Origin of the sequence: Gordonia sp. 'Campus', assembly GCF_022206305.1 — a bacterium.
In the GTDB taxonomy this organism is placed as follows: domain Bacteria; phylum Actinomycetota; class Actinomycetes; order Mycobacteriales; family Mycobacteriaceae; genus Gordonia.
Map to the genome: position 1 here is coordinate 98,269 of NZ_JAKOIW010000003.1, position 21,677 is coordinate 119,945.

Here is a 21,677-nt window from a genome sequence, read left to right on the forward strand (position 1 = left end):
CAGTAACGAGCCGCGCCGTGTAACTCTGAGACTGACTGGGACTTAACCCCCGAGTGCACTCTCAGCGTAGTAGTTGGTGGCGAACTTGCTGTTGTAATACCAGTCGACCGAGTGACCGCCGGCCATGATGCCGGCACGAACACCCTCGTCCTTGAGGTTCAGTACCTTCATCACGCTGCCGACTTTGCTCAGTGCCTCAATTCGATGAAACGCGGACCCATGCTTCTCGGCGAACGTCGCGAGAGCTTGAAGCTTGACCAATGAATCATCGAGGTAGTGACCATGCGGGTCGACAATCGACGCCCTTGCCCTGCCGTCGATATCGTGAAAGAAGATGAAGTCCGGGTGCATCGATCGCCAATTTCCCGTCGTCTCATCGCGATAAGCAATTCCGAGTGAGTCGGCGGTTTGGCGCGGCGGATTCCGATACCAGCCGAGCGCACCATCGCGCGCGATTTCGCGCTTGACGATCTCGGCTTCCCACTCGTTCAGCTTGGTGATCGGCGCATTGCCGTTCTCGTCGGACATAAGGTGCAACTTCACCAGCTCGGCTCGGAAGAGCTGTCGGTCCTCGTTCTCCTCGACGTAGTCTTCGATGCGGGTTCGCGGTCGACCGAGCGGTTCGCGTTGGGGCGTCGCGGCGAGCGCGTGGATTTCGCGGTATTCCTGCCGCCGATCGTCTGGAAGGTGCTGGATGGCATCAGCGTGTTCGACAAACAGACCTTCAGCTATTTGGTCGGATCTCTTGTCGACCGCTTCTCGAATCTCTGGCACACATGCGAGAGCAGCGGTCCGAACGAATGCTTCGCGGAGCGCGTCGTCGCTGTCATCATCGGTCGTCAGGTGGTCGACGTAGCCGTGCGCAATGTCGGCGCCAAACGCCTTGCACGCGTCCTCGAACGCGGCGCGAATGGCCCGATCATCTGCCACCTCGACGATGTCGGCGTACGCGACGCCCTTGGCACCGAACTTCGCCGAGATCTCCTGTAGCCGCACTGCCAAGACTTCAGTAATTGCTGCCTCGACTCGACTCTTGTACGAGACGGCCGCCTCATCGAGCAACACATGGATTTGGCCAGACATCTCCGCCAGCGCACCCGGCGTTACACCATCGGTCGATAGGGAAAACGCGAGAGTAGCGAGCCGCTTTACAGGAGACGTGCCTCGCTGCGGAATTGTCATGGACGGTAAGGTGTCCCACACACGCCAGACTGCTTCCGGGACCGACTTGTTCGGCGTCATAAGGCACTCTTCGCGGACGATTCTTCGTGTCGGTTCGGGAACGCCATCGATCTGGGCGGTTAGCAGCCGTACTACATCTCCGGCGGTCTTTCGGTCGAAGAACGGCAACAGGCAGTCGACCGAGTTGAGTTCGTCGTCGCCTGGAACTCGCCGAGCGAGGGGTGTGCGCACCATCCGTCCTAGCAGCTGCTGGATGTGATCGTGGTCCTTCGCAGGCCTAAATGAAACCAACACCTCGGCGCGTGGACAGTCCCATCCCGTGGAGATTGCGTCCTTTGCGATGAGTACCCGGACGTCCGTGCGATCTTCGACGAGCTGCGGCTCGATCCAATCGACTTGGTGGGCCCCAAATGTTTGCATCATGTGTTTGTCGAAGACGTGCCGGATTGAGGCCGAGCCGAGCTCGGGCATGACGTCGAAGATGACGTCGAGCGCCTCACCGATCTTGTCGTGGTCCGGCGTGTTAGGAGCTTGCAAGACCAGCAGGGGTTTGACGACGTCGGGCCTTCCCTGTGCCTCGCAGTAGGTCTGCCACCGCTCGGACGAGTGTTTGAGCTTCTTCGCGCCTCGACGCACCAAGACCATGTCGATCGCCTGCGCCTCAGCTGGAATGTCAACTTTGACTACATCCTTGACGAGTCCAGACTCCTGCACCTGGAAACCATCGACCTCTACCGGCGGTAGGTAGCGACGGTCGCCCGACACATCAGCATCGTCCATCGCTTCCTTGAAATCGCGAATAGTGGCAGATATTCCCCACACAATTGGGATCGGCGGGTACCCTGCATGTCCATTGATCAGCTTTTGGACGATCGTGGACTTATCTTTGGTTGCCTTTGTGCCGAAACCTCGGTGTGCCTCGTCGACGATCAGATATAGCGTCAATTCCGAGTCGTCGATCGTGTTAGCGATCGTCTGCCATATCGTGTAGCCCTGCATGTCGGGCTGAACGGAGGCGTGCATGCCTTCAAACACATCTTGCTCAGCAACGGACTCGTGACCGCGGGTCAGAAGCGACGACTTGGAGAGCTTCTGGGTATTTAGGAAATACACCTTGCCGGCCTCGAGCTTCGGTCGCGAGAATGGCGGCTCAATTGTCACCAGGTCCGTCGACACGACCTTGTCGGACGCCTCCATAATACGGAACCGTGTCTGCTCATTGAGGCTTGGCTGGTCCGAGAACCAGATTACGACGGCGCCGTCATCCGGCTCGAAGTCGTAGTCGTCGTTGCCGTAGAACAACGATTCGATTACTGCCGCCGCTATGACCGTTTTTCCGGCGCCGGTGGTTGCAGCCAGCGACACTGACGTCGGGGTCCCCTCGCGTTCGCAGATTGTATTGGCGTCCTGTAGTGCCGCGAGCATTTCCTCGAGTGCGGTGCGCTGATACGGCTTCAGAGTAAACTTCAACGCGCGGTCCTCCCGGCCTCAATCTCGAAGTTGCGCAGGTAAGAGGAGTACAGGCGAACCGGTTCTACATGTTCCGGCAGCTGCCGCACCAACGCTTCGAATAGACGATCCTCGTCAGTGACAATGAATGCGTTAGTCAGCCCCACCTGAGACTCAACGGCCTTGAGGAACGGCTCGCTAAGGTCCAAGTCCGCGATCACACCGTACTTTTCGGCAACGTCCCATCCAGACGCGACGCTGTCGATACGTCGACCCTGAGATCCAGCTCGAAGCCATAGCAAAGGAGCGATCTTCGTAAAATCGCGGTTGCTAGCGAGGCGCATTGCGGACTCATAAGTCAAGGTAAAGAACTCGACATTCTCTTCGAGACCGTCTGAAATCGGGAACTTGTCGATGAACTTGTAGTCACCCTCGAGTAAATCGCCGGCGGGCGTCTTGCCTGTGACGGCTCGTTCGATACGCGGTTTGGTGATGTACTCATAAATTCCCAGCGATTCCCAGGTTGGATCGCCTGGCCGATGCCCATGTGCGCGCAACGTACGCTGCTCGTCGGCGGATACCTCGTTGTTAGTCACCAAGATTGACCGCCGTCGCCCGCCGTCACGACGATTTAGACGCATCACCGCATGGCAAGTCGTACCCGAACCCGCGAAGAAGTCCACGATAGTTGCCTCCGGCTTCGTTCCGACGAACAGACCAAGTGCGTCCTCGACCGCGTATAAACTCTTTGGAAATGGAAAGGAGCGCCCAGGTAAAAGCTGTCTAAGGAAGGAACTTCCGTAGTTTCCAGCATTGTGCGAATCTTTAGACCAGACGGTCTTGGGTACAACTCTGCGCGAGGCTGAGACGTCAGTTCGGACCAGGATCGCCGACCCGTCCTCCGAATAACCGTCAATACGAATCTCGCCGGATTCAATTCGGCTTACATCAGATTGTAAAACATAGTTTACAGCCCATTGACCCGATGAACGGTTTTGCCGCCCTAGACGCAAGAGTCCTCGCTCGAGCAACCGTCGGGCGGCGTCCGCAGAGATGCGCCACCTGCCCTCAGTGCCGTCGGAGCGGATCGGCCAAACCATGCTCAGACCTTCAGGAGCAGCAAGATCGCCTCGCGCTGCACTCGGAGGCAGTAGAGCGTCTCCTATACCAACTATTCGACGGGTTTCGGTGTCGATCATCAGGGGGTAGAACTGGTTGGGTCGATCGATGCGCCTCGCGCTCGTACCGCGACGAATTAGGTTCTCCCAAGCAACGGGGCGCTCTGTGGCTCCGCCAGCGCTGTTCTCATCTACGATTTCACGCCCCACCGAAGCATCTCCAATATATGTAATGAAAAGATACTCCTCTACCCTCGACATCTGATTCGCTCGCGGTTGACCAGATGGGGCTATAACAGAAGTCACCATTTGAGTTGAAGATTCGGGAAATACTTGCCCAATAAGGAGGCCGAGTCGAAGGTACTCCTTCTCATCGATGGTGACGATGAGAATCGAGTCATTGGGGTTGAGAAGCTCCTTGGCGAGAAATAGTCGTCGCTCCATCATTGCCAACCATTTTGAATGGCGGTAGTGATCGTCGGATTCGACGTAGTCGTTGTTGTACTTCCAGTCCTTCGCGCCAGTGTTATAGGGCGGATCGATGTAGATGCAATCGACTTTCCCGCGATGGGTGAATAGCAGAGTTTGAAGGGCGTGGTAATTCTCGGCGTTGATCACGGTGTGGAACGGCTTGTCGCCACCGCGTTCTACCTTCCCGGTGGAAACAAGCCCTGGGTAGATAGGATCACGGAACTCGGCGACGACGACGAGGTCGTCGACGATCACGGACCACACATTGCCGGCGTCGTCAACGGCGGCGACGTCAGCCCAGCGTTCACCGTCCTCCGAGTAGACCTTCGTGACCCGATATAACCGCTCGTTCTCCTTCTTCGGCATCTTGCCCCGCTCAGGGAGAATCCGAACCTTGTCGTTCTTCCGTACTGGCCGACCCGGCAGCTCGACTGCCTCAGGAGTATGCCGCTCGAAATTCAATCCGAACGCCCGGCGATCCGCGAGCGCATCGGTTTCGCGTCGAAGATCCTTGGCCAGTTGGGGATCGGTTTTGGCGACTTGGCGGAGGAGGTCGTTGAGACGTGACACGATTCGATTCTCTCCTACGTGGTCAGGGCGACTGTTACCGCCCGGGCAACGAGCGGGATGCGGTGTTGCGTCTAAGTACGCGGCGGGCGCCCTGGCGGACGGGCGGCGGTTCGGAGCACTCCCAGGCAGCCCTGGTCTCAGTCTAGGCGTCTGCTTGTTTACTCTGGCTGCGCTAAGTCGTCGTCCGATACGTCGATTGCGCTGCGTGCGAATGTTGCGAGGATTCTCGCGTGCGTCTGCCGGGGGAGTTGACGCGTCCCTGGCTCACCGAACGGTGTCCCTGGGCGAGCGGGAGCTTCGGCTAGTAATTCGTCGAGGCCGGGGCGAGCCAGCATGAGGAGCCCGTGCGTCGCACGGGTGCATGCGACCGCAAGACGGCCGAACGCGGAGTTGAACACGTCCAGCTCGGCTGCGCCGTTCAAGGGGTGTACCGCGATCGTGATGCCGTTTGTTTGGCCCTGCCACGAATCGACAGTGGAAGCAACGACGTCACGGTCGGTCAGGTTGTGCCGCTCTTGCAACCGTAGAACCACTTCGGTTGCATCGTCCACCGATTGATTACGGGTTGCCAAGATGGTGATCAGAGGATCGGAATGAGGGCCGCGCAGAGCCACCGTCTCCCATCCGCCCGTCGGCCTACCCGAGACGTTCCGGTCGTACACGGCGGACGTCAGCGTCGGCTCGGCGGTGATGAATTCGTCGAGCAGGGCCTCGAGGAAGTTCATCAGAGGCAAGTCGATGTCAGCTGCTTCCGCATCGGGTAGCCCGTCTACCTCGAGTAGCGTTGGTACGCCCGTCCCGACCTGCCTCCAGATCTCGGCTGCGCCGTCGTCCATCGGTCCGAAATCGATCGAACGGTCGCCTGGGGCTGCGACACAGTCGAGGGAGCCCTCCCATTCGGGGTAGAAAGCGCGCCACAGTGCGAGGTGGCCGGCCGCGGGACGCCACACCGTCGGGAGCTCGCGCGACCACGTGCGGGCATCGTCGTCGTACTCGGTCGGCCACGCGCGGTATGGGTTATAGGCCGGATCGCCACGCCACGGGTTCTGCCCGATCTCGAGTGGCGGCAATTGTCCCACGTCGCCCACACCGACCCAGATCGGGGCGAGTTTGGTGATCTGGTCGAACAAGTGGTGTGCGATTTGCCACGCCTCGTCGACGAACAGCACATCGAACGGGGAAGCTCCGTCCGATGCTGAGCCGAGGTGATCGAGGAGTCTCTTACGCTCTGAGATTGCGCCGAACCGTGCCACCGTCCCGATCACGACGTGCACATTCAATGACAGGTTAGCCGTTGACGTCACCACGGTCGCTGCGTCGAGCACCTCTTGTGGGATGTCGAAATAAGCATCCTTTCCCGCCAGTAACGCAACAGCGTCTTTGCCAAGGGTCTCTGCGAGCGAGACGGCGAGCGGTCGAACCTGTTTGTTCGTGAATGCGGTTATCGCGACTCGTTGACCCGGAGCGTGCTGAGTTGCCTCCACGACCAGTCGTTTAAGCGCGTACGACTTGCCCGCTCCGGCCGCGGCCTTCAACAAGATCCGTTCGTTCGTCGACGTGCCAGACAGAATGGCAGCGAGTTCGACACTGGCCTCGTCGGTGACGTGCTCATTGAGTGCGGCTGCGTCCTCGTGATGCTTGGCGCTGGTGGCAACGTCGAGCGGTTCCTGGAAGTGGCTCGACTTTTCTATCTGCTGGGCGGTCATTCGAGGTCATCCATGGTCTGGTGGACAGGTACTGTCTCCGGCGCGGCTACGTAGGCGTTTCCCTCGGACGCACCGCTGGCGGCTACCTCGAACGCGTCTTCGTCACGCACCGGCGGCCACGTCTCGGGGTTCAGCTCGCCTCGCGCGCGTCGTTCCGCGAGCAGGTCGGAGAACTCGGCTTCGCTGAACTCGTGCGATCGACAGCACCACCTATGGGCCACCGGGTCAGACTCATACGAGTCGTATCGGCAATCGGGAGTGGGCGCTGACGTCGTGTCGGACTTTGGCTTGCACACCGGAAGTTTGCGGTTGCCCGTGAGCTTGTCGAACCAGGCGAAGTCGGCGACGACGAGCGAGTCGCCGACTTCCAGATGTGGTTTCGTCTGCGGGGTCCACCGCAATCTGGTCGGGATGTCTGGGTCGTCCGTCGCGAGGGGGCCGATCGACAGGCCGTCGATCTTGAACTTTCCACCGCTGGGCGGGTCAAGGATTACGCCAGTCATCTCCGCGCAGGCCATGCCGTTACGCGTCACCATCACGATCCGCGACCCGTCGACGATGCGCCGCGAGTCGACGTCGAGAATGAGCGGCGCAGCAGACACGACCGTGGCAGATGCGACGAACCGATTGCCGGCGTCCGCGGCCATGTCGCGGGCCGCTTGCGGATTGCACAGTAGGAGTAACTGAGACGCACACTTGCCGTCGCTCTCAAGCATCGAGACGAGCGAGTTTCGCCAGGGACGGTATGTACGGCCGAAGCGGACGAGATCTGACGCGTGCAGCGTCAGACGTCGGCGCCACACTTCCTGAGCGTCGGACTCAATCGCGCGATATGCAGCACGCAGGGTTGACGGCGCAATGGACTCGAGAGCGTCCAGACCACGCTCCAGAGTTTGGGCTTTGTACTGCAATTCCTCGAGTACGAGTCTCTCGTACTGCGCTGGGTCTGCCGCTCCACTCCCGTCGGATTTCCGCCCCTTGCCGACGAGGGCCTGGTGGATTGCGTCGGACATCGAGTTGGTGAGGCGCGCGCCCGGAGTGTGTTCGGAATCTTCTATCCCGTCTGCGAACGCCCTGTGATCGATCGGCTGGGAGCCCTCTGCTTCGGCCCAACCGACTAGGTAGTCGAGTCGGCCCGCGTTGACCGTCGGACCACCAGTCACGAAGTGGCGCGCGAGCACTTCGCGAACATCGATGACGGGGCAGCGCAGGGAGAACCCGCGCGAGCGGTCGTCCTCGAGAAGGAACGCAATCGCCGTGCGTTCGGCTTCAGTGATTGCGCGTGGAATGGTTGCCGGTTCACCGTCGTAGGTCAGCGCGGGTCGGCCCTCGTGCTCGTCTCGCCTCCACCGCAAACGGCTCAGTTCGATGCCAGCTAGATTGTCTGCAATCGTGACGAGCACGTCTGCGGTTGCCTGGTCGGGCATCACTAGATGCACTGAGTCGAGGGGGCCGAGGCCGGCCGCCCTTCGTTGGTCGCCGACTGAACTACTGAGCGCTTTGCCGATGATTCGCATCGCCCGACGGCGAGTGTCGGACGATTGCGGGTCGGTGAAGGCAGTGAACCGCCAGTCCTCACGTCCGCTCGTCGTAACCCGTTGAACGCCGATTCCGTGGAGGCCGATCGCTGCAGCGTCCGACTTCGCGAGGACTACATTGATCGTCCCCGGCTTGCCGGCCTGGTCCACGCGAAGCTGGCCGGAGTGCTGTGCGACCCCGCTTAGCGTTGCCTCGATGTTCGCCGCCGTCGACGCGGGCACGCGACCGACATCCGTCACTCCGTCGACGAGGCCGACGGCTGCGCTCCGCAGCTGTCGGCCTATGCCCAGTTCGATCAACAAATCGTTAGCTTCGGTCGAGCGACGTAACTCGTCGCGGCAGTAAGTGAAGAGCGTGCAAGTCGGACACGAGGCCGGGTCGAAGGTGGCCTCGAGGTGCTCGACGAAGGGCTTAACGTCTTGGCCAGCGGCGTAACCCGACTGGGCCGCTTCACGTCGGCGCTCGTCTATGCGGAGGTTGACCTCCTCGGCGTAGTCATGGAGGTTCTCGACGATCGGCTCCGGTTGTAGGAATGCATTGCGCGGCACAGCAAGGACCCCAAAGGTGTGGACGGACATACCTTCGGGCAGTCGAGACCAGGTGCGCGCGGATTCTGCGCCGACGGCAACCTGTAGGAACCCCTTGAGCATCCGAGCGTCGTCAATTTGTGAGCGAACCCGCTCATAGTCCTTGGCGTCGCCCATCACCAGCCACGACGCGGCTGGGTCTTCGACTGATGGCCCGACGACCGCGAAGTCCGGCTTCACGTTGGTTGCGTCGTTGGCCTCGAAGCCGACGAATGGGACCGCGAGCTGATAGACGAGGGTGACGGACTCTTCGTTGACGGCTCGTTCGTGCGCTGCGATGAGCACCTTGGCGGTGGTGTCCGGGTTGGCGTGCGCGTCGACCGTGACAACTTCCTTCGGTCGGTCGAGGTTCAGCGCACCGACAGTCCGTGTGGCGATTCGCCCGGCGAAGTCCTCGTTGCGCACCAGCCGCTCGAACGTCATCGCGCGCATCCACCGCGCCTGCGGGATCGCGCCGGACGCGTCGTCAAACCCGACCGCGGTTGCGAGATTGCGGCGGGTCAAGCCTGTGATCAGTGGATCGGTGCCGCGGAAGCGGGCACACGCAGCGTGAGACGAGGACGCGACGGCACTCGACCCTCCGCCGACTACTTGCAACGCCATTTGTTTCAATCTCTCATCTTCGAAGCTGTCCGTTCCCCCGCAGGCAGAACTTACGTCGACAGGAAGCTAACCGATCGTTACGACATCCGCGACCATTTGGGCGTCGAGCGGACAGATCCTCGAACCGCCGGGTGCTCGCACGAGTTGTGTCGGCGTTAGCCACTATCGTTAACACCGAAATCCGCTTCGGCCCGACAGACGCGTCACCGTGACAAGGCTCCAACCCGAGCGGGAAGTCCGTCGTGTCTTCCTGGAGCCGCAGTGTCGCTTTTTCGAGCCTCAGTGTCGGGCGTTCGCGCCCAGATCACTGCCAACGCCCTTGTCCCTATGTTGACCGAGCAACATTTCTTCGAGTACGGCTACCACGCGTCGAAGGCCGAAGTGCGCTCGTGGGAGCGCAGCGTTGCAGTACTGGTCAGCGACCTCGAGGATGCGGGCCTGGAACAGGCCGAGCTACTACTCGAGTACCGGCTTCCGCTCACCAGCAAGCGTGCCGACGTCGTCGTGTGCGGCGTTCATCCGAAGACCGGCGAGGCCTCCTATGTCGTCGTCGAGCTGAAACAGTGGACCAATGCACGCGTCCTGGACGGTACGGACGACGTCGTCCTCTACGACGGTGACCGCGAACGCCTTCACCCTATTGAGCAGGTCAGTCGCTACTGTTCGCATATCGCGGACTTTGTTGCCGCGCTGGCCGGTAGTTCCGAGCAGCTCGCTGGCGTCGCCTACCTGCACAACGCGACCGACGACAGCGTCCGAGCGCTGTGGGACTACCCAGAGTCACCCACTGGCCGCATGTTCACGGGGCAGCGACGCAACGAGTTGATCGATTTCCTTCGCTCGCGAATCGCCGACAAGCCAGGCGCCGATGCCGCTGACCAGTTGATCTCCTCTGCGATCCGACCGAGCAAGCAGCTTATGGCTCTGGCCGCTGACGAGGTCCAGCGCCGAGAGCAATTCGTGCTTCTCGACGAACAGAAGATCGCTTACTCGCTCGTGATGCGCGCTGTGCAGGCGGCGGCCCGACAGAACACGAAAGAAGTGATCATCGTGGTCGGCGGTCCCGGCTCGGGAAAGTCGGTCATCGCTCTGAGTTTGCTCGGCGAGCTTGCTCGTCAGGGGAGGGCCGTAGTCCACGCCACGGGGTCATCCGCGTTCACCAAGACTCTCCGCAAAGTCGCCGGTGCTCGAGCGCCACGAGTCCAGAAGCTTTTCACCTACTACAACAACTTCATTAATTCGGAACCGAACGATCTGGAAGTCCTCATTTGCGACGAAGCGCACCGAATTCGCGAGACCTCGACCAACCGGTTCACTCGCGCGATCAATCGCACTGGTCGCCCACAGGTCGAAGAGTTGATCGACGCGGCACGCGTACCTGTGTTCCTGCTTGACGAGGATCAGATCGTCAAACCGTCGGAGCGAGGTAGCGTCGATGAGATTGAACGAGCGGCCGAGCGAATGGGATGCACCGCTAAGGTTATTCGACTGGATGGCCAGTTCCGGTGCGGTGGTAGCCAAGCGTACGACTACTGGGTTCGGAGGCTGCTTGAACTCAAACCGGGCGGACCTATTCGGTGGGAGGGGGACGAGGCCTTCGACGTGTCCGTCGATGACACGCCGTCCGTGGTTGAGAGTCAACTTCGGCGGATGCTCGACGACGGCTACTCCGCTCGAATGGTCGCAGGCTACTGCTGGCAGTGGAGCACGCCAGAAAAGGGAGAACCGCTCGCGGACGACGTCGCGATTGGCGGCTGGCGCCGGCCCTGGAATAACCCAAAGACCACGAAGCACGAGGGTGCACCCGGGCGGGAACTCTGGGCCACCGATCCAGCGGGTTTCCACCAGATCGGATGCGTCTATACCGCTCAGGGTTTCGAGTATGACTATGGTGCGGTCATTTTCGGACCAGATCTGGTCTGGCGCACGGATCGATGGGTAGCGCAGCCCGAGAAGAGCTACGACAAACAGGTCAAGACGGCCGACCGAGCCGCGTTCGATCGAGCCGTCCGCAACACCTACAAGGTGCTTCTTACCCGTGGGATGCGCGGCATGCGGATCTACTCCACAGACGCCGAGACACAGGAAATGCTGCGTTCGCTGGTTGAAGGATCACGACGTTGACTCGAATTCTGACCACGTATTCGGGTATCGCGCCGGCGGTCCAGGAGAACCTTCGATTCGGAATTCAGCATGGCCGCTGGGGACTTCGTCGAGAGCCACAGGACTGGACAAGAGGGATTGGCTTCGATTGGCACGTCATCGGCGGCCGTGCCAGCGGTCTGCGGCGCGGCCCTCGGTGCCAGCCTGAAGAGTGGGTGACGAGTGCGGTCGACGTGTACCTCTTCCGGGTCTCATCGCCGCTCAGGTGCGAGTCGGAATGCTTTTGGCCGGACGAAACAGCCGAGTCGGTGTTGAAGTATCCCTATCGGTTCGATACCGAGCTGGTCGCGCAGGCGATGCAGGTGCCGACTGCTTACGACGACCCGATCCCGAGGGCGATCTCGGACGGAATTCGTCGAGCATCAAACCCGAAAGCGGAATCGATAGTGTCTCTGAGCGACGCTAAGTGGTCCGAGCTTGTGGCTGAGGTAAAAATGCGGGGTCGCCAGACACGCTAATTCCCTTGGCGGCTAGGGAATGCGGGCGGGAGCAATTCCGATAAGAACGCATAACCAACCTCTTCAGAGAATTGAAAACGTTCCCTCCGTCGGCCGAACGACTCGGATGGCAAGTGTCGAAAATAGGTCAGCCATCTCGTGGGGCGGCATTTCCGGCACGAGGAGGGTGCGACGTTTCGGGTTGACAAAGCGGGCGTAGTCGAGAATCTGCCCGAGAGCGAGCCTCATGGTTTCGCGGTCTACCGATGATTTGACTTCGATCAGATCGTCGTCGGTGATGTCGTGTAGATCCGTGGCGAGCACAGCTCCAGACGGGGTGCGGATTTCGTACCTCATGACTTCGTGGCCGCGGGCGAGGAGGTGCTGTCGGTAGCGTTCCTGTAGGTCGGCTTCGCGGCGCAGTCGTTCAGCGGTCGACCTGTCTGTGGTGATTTCAAAGACCTCTGCAACGTTGCCATTGACCGGCCGAAGGGTAGACGTTGCCGTCTGAGTTTGAGCCGAGGGTGCTTGTTGCGGCTCGATTTCGGTGTCACGGTTGCGGTCGGTATCAAGATCGATAGACCGGATCAACAGCTCGGCTTTAGGTGGAATGGGACCAAGGTTTCCGCGAGAGCCACCTCTGCGGGCCCGGTCGTACTTCAGTCGCTGGCTATCGGACTGCCGGTGCAGTTTTGATGCGTCGACTCGGTACTCGAGTGACCAGGTACCGTCGTCGTAGCTGCCGATGACCGGTCTCTTCGTGGTCACGTGCCAGTTGTCCCGAGCATGTCGCTCAACGCGTGCAAGTTCCGCGGACGTAGCGACAGGGGAGGACTCGAAATGAGAAGTGCTCGAACGATCGCCACCAGCCGTACATGCAGTGCAGAGGAAACGACTCCTACGGCAACTTGCGTCGGGATCAACTTGCCACCACCGACCCACTCTCGAAGACATCCACGGGCATTGCCCTCCGCAGGCGCCACGTGATCGCGATCGGGCGCTCGCCCTGATGCGCGACGTAGTCCACGGGGCCGAGGTAGATGAACGGCGCCGCTCCGAAATCGCCATCGGGCCGGTCGCGGACGAAGAGCAGAATGTCGCAGCCGTTGGTGCGTTGCTCCACGAATCTGCGGCCCATGTCGGAATCGATCGAGGTGTTGTTTGGTGACTCCCAATGGAACTCGGTACGCGAGATGGGGTAGTCGCGATACATCGTCGTGGGACTGAACTCACGCGCATCCTTGTGCAGGTTCACGAACAGTGCACCAGTGTCGCCGCTCCAAGTCACTCCGCCGGCTTGTCCACGCGCCTTGCGCTGTAGGTTGGCGAAGCCGATGGCTGCCAGCACTTCTTCTCGGCGGTACTGGGCGTGCGTAAGGAGCGGCAGATCGTCGGCAGCGTCAGCGACCGGGCGAGGGACATGGTGAATACCGTCGGTGGCGACGGTAAGTAGCTGCTCGATCTCTTCACATACCGCGGGATGCGCGCGAAGGACGTCGAAACCCTCCTCGTAGCTGGTGAATCCGCCCAGGTCTGACCAGAGCGTGAAGAACAGCATGCGGGTCAGCATCTGTTCACGGGGACTCAATGAGTCGTAGCGTGGACCGCCGGCAGATACCAGGCGTCGGTACAACGAGGCCCGTTCGTAGTCGTCAACATGCGCGAGAGCGCGCACTCGTCGAATGAGCACATCTTCGTCCGGACCTGGTTCGGGTGCGGGCAGCGCAGCGTCGCGTAGCAGCGGGGTCCACGCCCGCGTTCCGCTGCCGGCGTAGATGTCGGTAAGTTCGCCTCCGGTTACTTGCAGGTACTCAGCGAGATTGCTGGTGTTGACTTCTCGAACGGACGCCACAAGCGCGGACCGACGATTGGACGGCAGCGCACGCTTTACCGAGTCGAGGACGATCTGCTGAGATTGGCGGTCCAGCACAAGTCGACTTGCGCCAGGTAGGAACGGAAAGCCATCGTCGATCTCGTCGATCAGATTTCGACCGCGCGCACCGGTCAGCGCAGTGAACCGCGGGGCGAAATTGAACTCCGCCCGCTGGTGCCCGATGAAGTCGAGAACGGTCAGCACCGCCTTACCGGTGCTTCGCCGCAGCCCGCGACCCAGCTGCTGGAGGAAGACCGTCGCACTCTGTGTAGGTCGCAGCATTAGCAGCGTGTCGACGTCGGGGATGTCGAGACCCTCGTTGAAGATATCCACGGCAAACAGGCACTTCGTCGTCCCGTTTCGGAGATTGGCGAACGCTTGTGCGCGTTCAACACCTGCGGTGCCCGCGGAAATTGCCTGGGCGGCAACACCTTGACGCGAGAACTCGCGGGCCATGTACTCGGCGTGCGCGATCGACACACAGAATCCGAGCGCGCGCATCGCGGCCGGGTCCGTCACATAGTCACGCACCGCGTTCAGGATCAAGCGAGTACGTGCATCGTTGCCGGTGTACACGTTCTCGAGATCGGAGCGATTGTAGTCTCCCCGCGACCAACTGATGTTGCGGAGGTCGGTGTTGTCGGCGATGCCAAAGTAGTGGAAAGGGCACAACAGGTCCTGCTCAAGTGCATCCCATAGGCGCAGCTCGTAGGTGGAGCGACCGCCAAACCAGTGCAGTATGTCGAGCGAATCGGATCGCTCGGGGGTTGCGGTCAGCCCGAGTAGTTCTGTCGGGTCGATCCGCGACAGCAGTGAGGTGTACGTCGACGCTGCCGCGTGATGAAACTCGTCGATGACCACGACGTCGAAGGATGCGGGGTCGATGTCATCGGCACTGCGACTCGACAGCGACTGGATGCTGGCGAACACATGCTTCCACTCGGTGGGGCGATAGCTGTCGACGTAGAGCTCGCCGAAACTGCCGTCCCCGACGACCTCCCGATACTTGCGCAGCGACTGCTCCAAAATTTCTTTCCGGTGCGCCACAAACAGCAGACTGAGCTGTTTGCCGTTATCGGCGCACAGCCGGCGGTAGTCGAGGGCAGCAACGACCGTCTTTCCGGTGCCGGTCGCCGCGACAAGCAGGTTGCGATGCTGACCATGCACCTCGCGGGCTACTGATAGCGCCTCTAACATCCGTTCCTGGTGTGGATACGGCTGAACGTCCAAACCGGAAACGGTGATGGTTTCGCGGCCAGATCCGGACCCGCCTGCTTCAGCAAGCGCGGTGTCCAGACGATCTGCATCGGTGCGCGGATCGTATTGCTTGAACGCCGGGTCGTTCCAGTACGTGTCGAAGGTGGCCTCGAACTTGCGCACTAGCGCCGGCGTGCTGACGTTCGAGATGCGTACATTCCACTCGAGACCGTCGACCATCGCCGACCGCGACAAGTTCGAGCTCCCCACGTAACCCGTACCGAATCCTGAGTCACGACGAAACAACCAGGCTTTGGCGTGCAGGCGCGTCGACGCCGTCTCGTACCGGATCCGCACGTCAGCGCCGTGCTTGGTGACCAGTTCATCGATAGCGCGCCGTTCGGTGGCACCGCGATAGGTCGTAGTGATCACCCGCAGCGGAACACCGCGATCGCGGAGGGCCTGGAGCTCTCGGCCGATGACTGCGATACCGGCAAACCTAATGAACGCGCACAGCAGGTCGACGCGGTCGGCGCTCTGAAGCTCGCGGGAGATCTCACTCGCCATATTCGGCTCGTCGCGCGTATTGGTAAGCAGCGCAACCTCTGACAGCGGGGTGACAGGTCGGGCTGGAACCTGACGGTGAGCAGGCTGCAGAGAAGCCAAGAGATCCCGTTGTACTACAGCGTCCAGGTCGCCGTCGGCTAGTCGTGCGATGATCTCGTTCGCGGCGCTGAGTCGATCGGCCGCGTCGACTTGCGAGAGGTGGCGTTCGACTAGACCGGCGATGTGGCGTGCGTAGACGTGAGCTTGGTCGTCCGCAGGCACCGCCTGGAACTCCGCGGACAGTTCGCTCAAAATGAGACGGGCGTGCAGGCGTCGCGTGACAACCGACTCATAAATTCCGGAGACTAAGGGATCATGCACGAATCGGAGTAGATCACAACGTGACGACAACAGCGGTAAGTCTGTCTCTACGGTGTGCGAAGGTCGGCGTTAGTTCCGTCGAAGGGGAGTGTGGTGACCGAGTCAAAGTCGATCCGTGAGATGTCTCTGCTCGAGACCGTCTGGGAGCTGCTCGACGCCGACGACGAGCTGAGTGACGAAGCTAAGTACGTGGTGATTGCCGCCCTCGACAGCGAGGACGCACTATCGGAGCAGCTCGGCGGTGGGGCAGTGACACACCAACGGCCCGACTCCACGCCGGAAGCGCAGGAACCTGCTGGTGCGTTTCTGCGCGAGATCCGTGTTGCCGGCTTCCGCGGAATTGGTCCGCAGGCGAGCCTGACAATCACGCCCTACCCCGGCATTACCGTGATCAGCGGACGAAACGGATCCGGCAAGTCGAGTTTCGCCGAGGCCCTCGAGTACGCGCTCACCGGTCAGAGCTACCGCTGGAAGCACAAGGCCAAACTTTGGGTCGACGCCTGGCGCAATCTGCACCAGGGCGACCCGTGTGAAGTGCGCGTCGACTTCACCACAGAGAACGGACCCAAGACTTCGATCGGCGCGCAGTGGTCAGGTGGAGCCGAGCTCAACGACGCCCAGCATTGGTCTCAGCGCGAGGGCGAGAAGCGCCAGGATGGCGTCGATGCGCTTGGCTGGACTACGGCGATCGAAATTCATCGCCCGATTCTGAGCTACGACGAGATCGGCGGCCTGCTGGAGCGGGAGCCGTCAAAACTCTACGACGAGCTGGACAAGTTGCTCGCACTCGATGAGGTGCAGGACGCTGAGAGGCGATTGAACGCGGAGTACACGGAGCGTCGGCGTCCGCGTAAGACTGCGAGAGACGCGTTGGTGGCGCTCAAAAAGAAGCTTGTCAGTGTAGATGATGAACGTGTGTCCGCGCTTACGAAGCTCGTGCGCTCCCGAACTCCCGATCTCGACGCGATCGCCGAACTGGTGGCAGGGACGAACTCATCCGAACACGCGAGAGTGGCTGCCCTCGAGGCGATTGCGGAAAAGGAGCTGCCGGACATCAATGCTGCCGGGCTGATCGCTGCCGGACTGCGAGATTCGCTGGCCAGCGCGCGAACCCTCGCGGACGATGCGATGCGGACCACCGAGCAACGCTCCGATTTGCTGCAGCGTGCACTCGAATTCCGTAGCGCGCATGACGATGAAGCTCCGGCCTGCCCAGTCTGTGGGGAGGGAGTCTTGACCGTTGCCTGGGAACATCACGCCCGAGAGGCCATCGCCGCAGAGGGCTCACAACTGGCGATGTATCGCGAAGCGCGTCGGCACGTACACGAGCACGAGCAATCGGCGCGCCGGCTGTTCGAATCGCTACGGGATGTCGCGCGCGTCGAGGATACCGAGCTGTATACCCTGACGGCCTACCGCGACGCGTTCGGCGTGGCGTCGGCGCTGCCTGTTGCCGTCGAAGACCTGCCAAGTCACATCGAGGCGAATCTTCCACCCGTCGTCGAGGCGCTCGCAGCACTCCGGACAGAGGCGGCCAGTGCAATGGCGGACCTCCAGGACGCGTGGGCACCCATCGCCGAAGAGGCGCTGGAATGGCTTGCCCTGGAACGGCGTGCCCGGGAGACTGACGGCACCGTGAAGACAATTGAAGAAGCGCGGACGTGGGTTCAGGAGAATTCGCAACGATTTCGGGCGCAACGGCTCGAGCCTATCTCTGAAGGTGCACGGGCCATCTGGTCGCAGCTCCGGCAGGAGAGTGATGTCGAGATCTCTGAGATCGCGCTGGAAGGCAAACGGACACATCGTAAAGCGGTCCTGAGAGGCCACGTCGACGGCAAGCCGGCGGGCGCGCTGTCGGTGATGAGTCAGGGCGAACTCCATGCCCTTGCCCTCGCGCTGTTCTTGCCACGAGCGACGTCCTCGGCCAGCCCGTTCCGCTTCATCGTTCTGGATGATCCTATTCAAGCGATGGACCCGGCGAAGATCGATGGCTTCCTGAACGTGTTGACCGACCTCGCCGCCTCCAGACAGGTGATCGTGTTCTCGCACGACGATCGACTCGCGACCGCGATTCGACAGCACTCGATCGATGCACACCTGATCGAAGTGACCCGCGAGTCCGGGTCGCAGCTCGTGGTGAAGAGCGCTGACGAACCTGCGCGTCGCTACGTCGACGACGCCTTCGCGATCGTCGCTGACGAGAACGTGCCCGAGGACGTTAAGCGGCGAGCGTGTCCCGGGCTATTCCGATTTGCTATCGAGGCGGCAGCTCGACAGGTCTACTTCACGCGGAGCAACGTCGACGGTCAGCCACAGCACGACACCGAAGCGCAATGGGCTGAGGCGAAGAGTGCGACCGCCTGCGTGGCTTTGGCACTCCACGGCGCCACCAATGCCGACCTCTCGGGTTGGAAGTCCTGGCGACCGCACCGTCGTCCGGCGATGACCATCGCGACGAAGGGCGTGCACAAGGGCGCAACCATCGGCAAGGACGACGTCCGAGATCTGCGCAAGACGGTCGACGACATCCTGGAGCAGCGGTGACGCCTGCCGAACTCCTCGCTTACTCACAACAGCTGCTGCGCGGTCTGGGGGACTCGACCTCGGGTAATGCATCCCGGCTCGCTGCGGTCGTGGCGCGCCAGGCTCTCGAAGAGATAGTCATGGAGCGCTGTGGAGCGGTCAACGCTCCCTGCGAGGGGGCGACGATGCGGTCGAGGCTGGCGATCCTCGAGTCGCTCGATGACCGTGAGACAGCTGATCGACTAGCTTCGCTATGGCACCAACTGAGCGCATCCTGTCACCAGCACGCGTACGAGTTGTCGCCTACTGTCGGCGAAGTGCGTTCGCTATGTGAGGGTTTGGCGACGGTGATGACCAGGCCGTAGAGGTGGATGTCGATCATGGTCTCCAACAGACCGAGGACGGTTCTGTCCTCGCCGGTGTGGGAACCGCAGGGCACACTCGGCTGGCTAGACCTTCTTCTCGCGGAACCAGCCCAGAAGTCAGTCTTGGACGCTCAGCGTCGCTCTTGCAGCTTGGTGTCGACTCGCTTGCCCAGCACCTTGAGCACGGGGTAGCTCGTGAGATCGGACAGCGTGAGCAGCCGTTCCGGGTGCGTGATCCGCTCCACCTCCTCTTTTGTTGGCTGCGGCACGTCGGGCGCGATTCTCTGCGCGTACATCGAATTGATGTCGTCGAATGACAACCCACTGTCCTCAGTCGACCACGCTTCGCTGACGAACCAGTTCGCGATGAAGATTCTGGTGCTTGGGATGAGCGTCCACACGATCGCACGACTGACTGCCGAACGCCCTCCGGGGCGCGTGGCGCCGAGCCAACGCAACTCGCCCTCGTCGTCTGTCACTTCCCAGAATTGCCATACGGACGATGCCATGTGGCGAGCCTAGCGCTGTCTGAGACAGCGCAATTGGACTTACCAGGCTCGTCGCCTGGCGGCTCGTCCTGCCCGGCCGAGTTTCGCGGCGGCGCAACCATGGGGAGCGGCCGAGAACATCATGGTCTGAGCGCCACGTGTCGCAAGGCGCCGCGCAGATCACGTGCGGTCTTCTCCCACGCGAGCGCTTCGTGTGAAGCCGCTGCTGCTTCCTCGGCGTCGCCCTCCGCAGATGCGTTATCTGCACGAGTTCGCCAGTTGATCATCTGCTCCTCTACAGTCCGGATGTACGCCAGGATCGCCTCGGCATCGTGATGACAGACCCGTGCGACCTCCTCGGGTGACAAGAACTCGTCGCCCTCGCTATCGAGTTGGATCAAGATCTGGACGGGTGTCGGCAGCTCGTCATCGTCACCGGAATTCGATGAGTCAGGATCCCAAGCGAAACGACCCCCTACATCGTGCGCAATTGCGGCACCGTCGCCCATCACCGCTTCAAACTCGGACAGGCATCGAACCAGGTGCGACTCGACCGGCGGGTCTGCATACAGCACTGCGCGCAATCGAATCGTGTCGCCGACCAGAAAGAACTTGAGCATCAAGTTGTTCCGGTTGAGCGTCTGTACCAGGAACGCCGCGTAGTCGGTCTTGATGACGTCCTCGACCAGGGTCGAGAACAAATGTATCGACCGCTCGTCTTCGACTGCGCGGATGAACACCCCGCCCGTCTCCAACGGGATTGGGAAGTCACCGTCATCGTCGGTGACAGCTTCGTGACCGACTAGTGGCTTGAGCGCCGCACTGATCCATATTCGAAGGTCAGCCGCGGACAATGTTTCTCCGGACATCGCAAACCCCCTCTTTCTTGTCTACAAGCCAGACACCAATGGTGCCTACGTCATCGTCCTTGTGGTCGGCGTTCGCCGGCAGCCGCCCAGAGAACCCCACGGCGTCGTGCACCAGGCATAGACCCGGCCACCGCCGCACGCACCTTCTCGACCGGGTGCCCGAGCATCACGCCGTACTCGACAGCGACGCTCGGCGTCCGCTGATGTCCAGCTACGCAGTGCAGCAGCACGGTCTTGCCCTCGGCGCGCAACCCACGGACGGCGTCAGCCGTGTCCGCCAGCACGAAGTCGAGATTCTGGTTATCCGCAAGCTCGTCCGAATCCATGAGCCGCGACGCGACGAACTCCGTCGCCTTACCGAAACACGCCTGGCGTCGTCCGACACAGCACATCGACATCACCGCATCGGCACGATGGTCGACAGTCGCGTGCGTCCCGAGCAGCACGCCGTCGTCGAACGGGTGGGGGACCACTTCGGTGAATGCGTGCTCGGAGTATGCGACGTCGTCAACCAGCGGCCAGCCTTTGTCATCGGGTTCGCCACCGCGGACCGCCAACGTCGCCAGCGCAACCAAGTCGTGCGAGTCGCTGGGACGCCCGTCGCGCTCAGGCCAACCGTGCACGGCACGACGCCAGAACCACGGGACCGCACTTGCGCCCCATCGGGCGCCGAGCAGACCGCCGGCGATTGCGGCGACGGTGTCGGTGTCGTTGCCGATTCGGATCGCGGCGTCGAGCGCGGCTTGCAGGTGACGGCACGACATCGTGTCGGAGACCGGCGTCTGCGTGATCGCTGCAGCCGCCGCTTGCAAAGCGGTGACCGTGAAGCCATTCGGCGAGAACGACTTCGGAGGCTCCGATTCGGCAGCGTCGAGCCAGGCCGACCACTGGTCGGCCCGATCGCCGGGTAGTAGGTCCAACCCGGCACGGACGTCGATTCGACCGTCGAGAACCGCGACCCGGATGGCCTCACACCACAGGACACAGGAGTCGCCGGCCAGCGGATCGGCGTGGGTGAGGCCGGCGACCAGACGCGCGGCCTCCGCGAGCGTGTCGCGATCGTCGAGGTGGGCGAGCGCCACGGGCGCGGTTCGCATCAGCGCACCGTTGCCGGCCGAGTGCGGGTGCTCCTCGGCGTAGGTGGCCGCTTCCTCACGCATGATCGCGCCCGCGCCGACTTCACCGCGGTTGAGCCGACGCCTCGTCGCGTTCAGCACAGCTCGGGTCTGGATGCCGACGTCGGCGGGGCCGCCGTCGAACCAGCGCAGGAAGTTGTCCGCGATGGCGTCAAGCGCATCGTCGGTGGTGAGGTCGGCACCGGTGGCCGCGACATCAGCGATCGCCATGGCCATCGACGTGTCGTCGCTCCATTCGCCTGGTGCGAAGTCGCCGAGGCCACCGCCGAGCATCTGTGGAGGCTCGTCGTCCCGCAGAACGCGGGACTCGAACTCGTACGGGACGCCGAGCGCGTCACCGGCGGCGGTGGCCAGGAGAACGCCTGCGGCTCGGTCAAGTTGCGCGGTAGTGAGTTTCATGAGGCTCCTTCGAGTCAGGACCGTTCGACGGCTGGGCGGCGGCCGGGCTCTCGGTGACGACCACGCGGAGCGTCG

General features: G+C 61.7%; 11 protein-coding genes. 2 read left to right on the forward strand and 9 right to left on the reverse strand.

Translation table 11 applies throughout. The features are described from left to right. Positions 1 to 42: 42 nt before the first annotated feature. The 4 genes from MAY35_RS04175 to MAY35_RS04190 all read right to left on the reverse strand — a co-directional run bounded on the left by MAY35_RS04175 (position 43) and on the right by MAY35_RS04190 (position 9,126). Positions 43 to 2,652, reverse strand: coding sequence for a DEAD/DEAH box helicase (locus MAY35_RS04175; protein WP_238419501.1), 2,610 nt, complete (start codon positions 2,650 to 2,652; stop codon positions 43 to 45). Next, the gene (locus MAY35_RS04180) at positions 2,649 to 4,790 is read right to left on the reverse strand and encodes a site-specific DNA-methyltransferase (protein WP_238419502.1); all 2,142 of its coding nucleotides are present in this window, start codon (positions 4,788 to 4,790) and stop codon (positions 2,649 to 2,651) included. Before MAY35_RS04180 ends, MAY35_RS04175 begins: the two co-directional genes overlap by 4 nt. 158 nt (positions 4,791 to 4,948) lie before the next feature. Continuing rightward, positions 4,949 to 6,496: an AAA family ATPase gene (locus MAY35_RS04185; protein ID WP_238419503.1), complete on the reverse strand. Its 1,548-nt coding sequence runs from the start codon at positions 6,494 to 6,496 to the stop codon at positions 4,949 to 4,951. After that, positions 6,493 to 9,126, reverse strand: coding sequence for a hypothetical protein (locus MAY35_RS04190; protein WP_238419504.1), 2,634 nt, complete (start codon positions 9,124 to 9,126; stop codon positions 6,493 to 6,495). The genes MAY35_RS04185 and MAY35_RS04190 overlap by 4 nt, the downstream gene beginning before the upstream one ends. A gap of 426 nt (positions 9,127 to 9,552) precedes the next feature. Between MAY35_RS04190 and MAY35_RS04195 the strand changes: the two genes are divergently transcribed. Then, positions 9,553 to 11,349, forward strand: a complete 1,797-nt coding sequence (locus MAY35_RS04195) for a DUF2075 domain-containing protein (RefSeq protein ID WP_238419505.1) — start codon at positions 9,553 to 9,555, stop codon at positions 11,347 to 11,349. 560 nt (positions 11,350 to 11,909) lie between these two features. Here the strand turns inward: MAY35_RS04195 and MAY35_RS04200 are convergent. Further along, positions 11,910 to 12,593, reverse strand: coding sequence for a hypothetical protein (locus MAY35_RS04200; protein WP_238419507.1), 684 nt, complete (start codon positions 12,591 to 12,593; stop codon positions 11,910 to 11,912). A gap of 151 nt (positions 12,594 to 12,744) precedes the next feature. Continuing rightward, on the reverse strand, positions 12,745 to 15,822 hold the full coding sequence (locus tag MAY35_RS04205) for a DUF3427 domain-containing protein (RefSeq protein ID WP_238419509.1): 3,078 nt from the start codon (positions 15,820 to 15,822) through the stop codon (positions 12,745 to 12,747). A gap of 93 nt (positions 15,823 to 15,915) precedes the next feature. Between MAY35_RS04205 and MAY35_RS04210 the strand changes: the two genes are divergently transcribed. Further along, the gene (locus tag MAY35_RS04210; RefSeq protein WP_238419510.1) at positions 15,916 to 18,366 is read left to right on the forward strand and encodes an AAA family ATPase; all 2,451 of its coding nucleotides are present in this window, start codon (positions 15,916 to 15,918) and stop codon (positions 18,364 to 18,366) included. Between the two features lie 475 nt (positions 18,367 to 18,841). Here MAY35_RS04210 and MAY35_RS04215 read toward each other — a convergent pair whose 3' ends face one another. The 3 genes from MAY35_RS04215 to MAY35_RS04225 form a co-directional block, all read right to left on the reverse strand. After that, complete coding sequence (locus MAY35_RS04215; protein ID WP_238419512.1) at positions 18,842 to 19,219, reverse strand: hypothetical protein; 378 nt, start codon at positions 19,217 to 19,219, stop codon at positions 18,842 to 18,844. A 119-nt stretch (positions 19,220 to 19,338) separates the two neighbouring features. After that, positions 19,339 to 20,067, reverse strand: coding sequence for a hypothetical protein (locus MAY35_RS04220; protein WP_238419513.1), 729 nt, complete (start codon positions 20,065 to 20,067; stop codon positions 19,339 to 19,341). Between the two features lie 50 nt (positions 20,068 to 20,117). After that, a complete protein-coding gene (locus MAY35_RS04225; protein WP_238419514.1) occupies positions 20,118 to 21,602 on the reverse strand; it encodes an ADP-ribosylglycohydrolase family protein in 1,485 nt (494 codons plus the stop codon). Positions 21,603 to 21,677 lie beyond the last annotated feature (75 nt).

Coding starts and splice junctions, on each gene's coding strand:
- MAY35_RS04185 (WP_238419503.1), bottom strand. CDS start 6,496: ATGACCGCCCAGCAGATAGAAAAGTCGAGCCACTTCCAGGAACCGCTC.
- MAY35_RS04195 (WP_238419505.1), top strand. CDS start 9,553: ATGTTGACCGAGCAACATTTCTTCGAGTACGGCTACCACGCGTCGAAG.
- MAY35_RS04215 (WP_238419512.1), bottom strand. CDS start 19,219: ATGGCATCGTCCGTATGGCAATTCTGGGAAGTGACAGACGACGAGGGC.
- MAY35_RS04220 (WP_238419513.1), bottom strand. CDS start 20,067: ATGTCCGGAGAAACATTGTCCGCGGCTGACCTTCGAATATGGATCAGT.
- MAY35_RS04225 (WP_238419514.1), bottom strand. CDS start 21,602: ATGAAACTCACTACCGCGCAACTTGACCGAGCCGCAGGCGTTCTCCTG.